A 3,630-nucleotide genomic window follows, 5' to 3' on the forward strand; every position below is an offset into this window, starting at 1 on the left:
AACTTCCAAAAACCGGCGATACACTTCTAACAGTTTTCTCAAGCATTGTTGTATTACAACTTTTAGCTTTGAGAATGAGTATAAAAAAGATGAAATATCTTAATAAACTCCATGTGCCCAGACATGGTGTTCATCCAGATGTACCAAAAAATGTGTCAAAATCAATTACTGTGGATTAGAGAAATTACATTATGGAGTGCTTGCCTTCGTCCCGATACATCGGGAGCAAAGCAAGGCTGAAACGAATCCCGTGTAATTGGATTACATAGGACGAACTTTCAGCAAAGGAAACCAAGTTAAATAAGGAAAAAATGAAAATAGGTTTTGGTTATGATGTGCATCCTTTAGTTAAAGGAAGAAAGCTCATTTTAGGTGGAGTAGAAATCCCATTTGAAAAGGGGCTTTCTGGTCATTCCGATGGCGATGCGCTAATACATGCCATTATCGATGCTCTTTTAGGCGCAGCATCGCTTGGTGATATCGGCTCTTATTTTCCAGATACTGATAAAAAATACAGAGATATTTCCAGTCTGATTTTATTAGAAGAAACAGGTAAGATTTTGGCTAACAAAAAATTTCATATAATTAACATTGATTCAACAATTGTTCTTGAAAAACCTAAGTTACAGATTTATATTCCAGAAATGAAATACAACATTGCTGAGAAACTTGACATTAAAGAAGACCAAATCTCTATAAAAGCTACAAGAGAAGAAGGATTAGGATTTGTAGGAAAAGGTGAAGGGATAAAAGTTTATGCCGTGGCTTTAATTGATGAATTTAAAACGGAGTGCTGAAATCCCGATATATCGGGAATTTATCGGGAGACGAACTTTCAGCAGAATATCAAGGCAAGGCGGAAAGTTCCTTGCGATTTTATCGCAACTCATTTTCGCCTCGCTTCGCCGTAGCCTGTCCACAGTCCAGATTATATCGGGATGGAAGATGGGCTACGCGAAGGCAAGCACTCCGAAAAAGCAAGAAACGGAGTTAAGTGCAAAAAGCAGATTTAATAATCAAAAATGCAAATCAACTGCTGACAGTAAAATCTGGCAGTTCTAAAATCAGAACCGAAATGCAGAATCTTGGAATTATTCAAAACGGTGCAATTGCTATTTTGGAGGGAGAAATTGAGGGGGTTGGCACTACAAAAGAAATTACAGAAAATTTTATTTCCGAAAATGTCATTGATGCAACAGATAAAATAGTAATGCCTGGTTTTGTTGACCCACATACGCATCCAATTTTTGTAAAGACCAGAGAAAATGAGTTTGAAATGAGAATTAAAGGAAAATCATATAAAGAAATTTCCCAATCCGGTGGTGGCATTCGCTCAAGTGTGAATGATGTCAGAAAAGCTTCAAAAGCAGAACTGGTAGAACTCGGTCTGAAGAGAATTAATAAGATGCTTGAAATGGGAACAACCACTATAGAAGCAAAAAGTGGATATGGACTTTCCACAGCGTCAGAAATAAAAATGCTGGAAACGATTTCAGAGATAAACAGAATTTCAGAAATGGACATTATTCCTACATTTTTAGGTGCTCACGAATTTCCAGAAGAATATAAAAACAATCCAGAAGAATACATAAGAATTTTAATTGATGAAATGCTACCGGAAGTTAAAAAGCGAAATCTTGCGGAATATTGTGATATTTTTTGTGAGAAACATGTTTTTAATGTTGAGCAATCCAGAAGAATTCTTTCAGAAGCGAAGAAATTGGGCTTTAAGATTCGTATGCATGCGGACGAACTGGAACCGATAGGTGGAGCGGAGCTCGCAGCAGAACTGGGAGCAATTTCCGCAGATCATCTCGTTGCAATTTCAGATAATGGAATTCAAAAGATGAAAGAAGTGGATGTAATTCCAATTTTGCTTCCGGCCACGACTTTCAGTTTGGGATTGAAAAAATATGCTCCAGCCAGAAAAATGATTGACTCTGGATTGCCAATTGCTCTTGCCACCGATTTTAATCCCGGTTCATCTCATTGCGACTCTATGCAGACTGTAATTAGTTTAGCTTGCATAGAAATGGGTTTACTGCCTTCTGAAGCCATTGTTGCATCTACGATTAATGCTGCTTATTCCTTAGAATTAGGGGACACAATTGGTTCAATAGAAGTCGGAAAGCAAGCAGATATTTTGATTTTGGATATGCCTTCATATAAATATCTTCCTTACCATCTTGGGAGTAATTGTGTGGATATGGTTATTAAAAAGGGGAGGGTTGTATTTAACAACTCTCAAGGATAAATCAGAGGAAGCTTAATGAAAAGTATTTACTGGATATGGGATTATGACATAGATGAAAGAACATTTATTGATATTTTGAATCATAAAAGGAATATTGGTAATTTAGACTATCTTTGGGCAACACAAAGATTGTTAGAATATGCTCGTTATCAAGATGTTATAAAATTCTTAGGCTTTTCTGAATTTGTAAAGAGATGGCCACTTATAAGAAACAGAATTAGGTCTAATAGCCGACGACGAGGATATGACTTTTTACTAAAATGGCTAACAGAGCTACATCCAGAGAAGTTCAATGGATAGAAATTTTTATTTCAACAAACTGTATCCTTTGCAGGATAATTTTCTTTCGGTTATACAAAAAATAGATCAAAAATTTTATCTAACCGGTAGAACAGTTGCATCAAGAGTTTACTTACATCATCGGTTTTCTGATGACCTTGATTTCTTTGTGAATGATAAACCAGAGTTTAAACTTTGGGTTGATAGGATTCTTGATGCAGTGGCAAAAAATAAAGAATGGCACTTAGATATTTCTTTGAGAGAAAACCGCTTTGCCAGATGTCTAATTGTGGAAAGAGGGATTGAATTGAAGATAGAATTTGTAAATGATGTGCCGTCTCATATCGGCCTTATAAGAAATCATCCAATTCTTGGTAGAATTGATAGTCCCGAAAATATATTGGCTAATAGAGTAACAGCAATTGTTGATAGAAACGAGCCAAAGGATGTTGTTGATGTTTGGGCATTCTGTACTAAAATGGGTCTATCATTATCTGAAGCACTAAAAAATGCTGGTAGTAAAGCTGCTGGAATATTTTCTCTTGATGTGGCTCGGATTTTATATTTAGCAGAGAACCATGATTTCTCTACAATTAAATGGATAAAAATACCTGACTTTGGCATTTTGATTCAAGATATAAAAAAGATTGTAGATAAATTAATTGAAATAACGGAGTAAAATTTTGCGTGAAATAAAATAATTACTGAGGTAGAGAGATGACTAAACACTACAAAAAATATGCAGTCTTAATTTTCCTATTGTGTTTAATTATACCAAATGGTATTTTGACTGCACAAACTATGCCTCAAAAAGAAGAGGTTTACTATAGCGTTTCTGTAGTTGGTGCGGTTGTGAATCCCGGAGTATATCACTTACTTCCAACGAGCAGAGTTTCTGAGGTTTTGCTTAAAGCAAATTACATAAGAGATACTCTTTTTGTTGATATTGAAGAAATATTGAGTAATTCCTCTACAAGAAATATTATTCTAAAACGAGTGGATAAGACCACAAAAGTAGACTTAGAGAAGTTTAATACTTATGGAGACGAGGGAAACAACCCTTATATTTCAGATGGTGATATTATCTTTGTCCCGGT

Annotated in this window: 5 protein-coding genes; all 5 read left to right on the forward strand. The window is 35.5% G+C overall.

Annotated elements, in window-relative coordinates; genetic code table 11:
- Positions 1-311: 311 nt before the first annotated feature.
- Complete coding sequence (ispF, locus tag U9R23_04025; protein ID MEA3475596.1) at positions 312-797, forward strand: 2-C-methyl-D-erythritol 2,4-cyclodiphosphate synthase; 486 nt, start codon at positions 312-314, stop codon at positions 795-797.
- A 197-nt stretch (positions 798-994) separates the two neighbouring features.
- Positions 995-2,254 (forward strand): imidazolonepropionase, encoded by a 1,260-nt coding sequence (gene hutI / locus U9R23_04030; protein ID MEA3475597.1) that lies wholly within the window; start codon positions 995-997, stop codon positions 2,252-2,254.
- 15 nt (positions 2,255-2,269) lie between these two features.
- The gene (locus tag U9R23_04035; protein ID MEA3475598.1) at positions 2,270-2,554 is read left to right on the forward strand and encodes a hypothetical protein; all 285 of its coding nucleotides are present in this window, start codon (positions 2,270-2,272) and stop codon (positions 2,552-2,554) included.
- Positions 2,547-3,212 carry a nucleotidyl transferase AbiEii/AbiGii toxin family protein gene (locus U9R23_04040; protein MEA3475599.1) on the forward strand — a complete coding sequence of 222 codons (666 nt, stop codon included), beginning with the start codon at positions 2,547-2,549 and terminating at the stop codon, positions 3,210-3,212. The genes U9R23_04035 and U9R23_04040 overlap by 8 nt, the downstream gene beginning before the upstream one ends.
- Before the next feature lie 38 nt (positions 3,213-3,250).
- Positions 3,251-3,630 (forward strand): hypothetical protein (locus tag U9R23_04045; protein MEA3475600.1); only part of this gene is annotated, 380 nt, incomplete at its 3' end.

It is taken from the genome of Candidatus Cloacimonadota bacterium, assembly GCA_034722995.1.
Lineage (GTDB): Bacteria > Cloacimonadota > Cloacimonadia > JGIOTU-2 > JGIOTU-2 > JAGMCF01.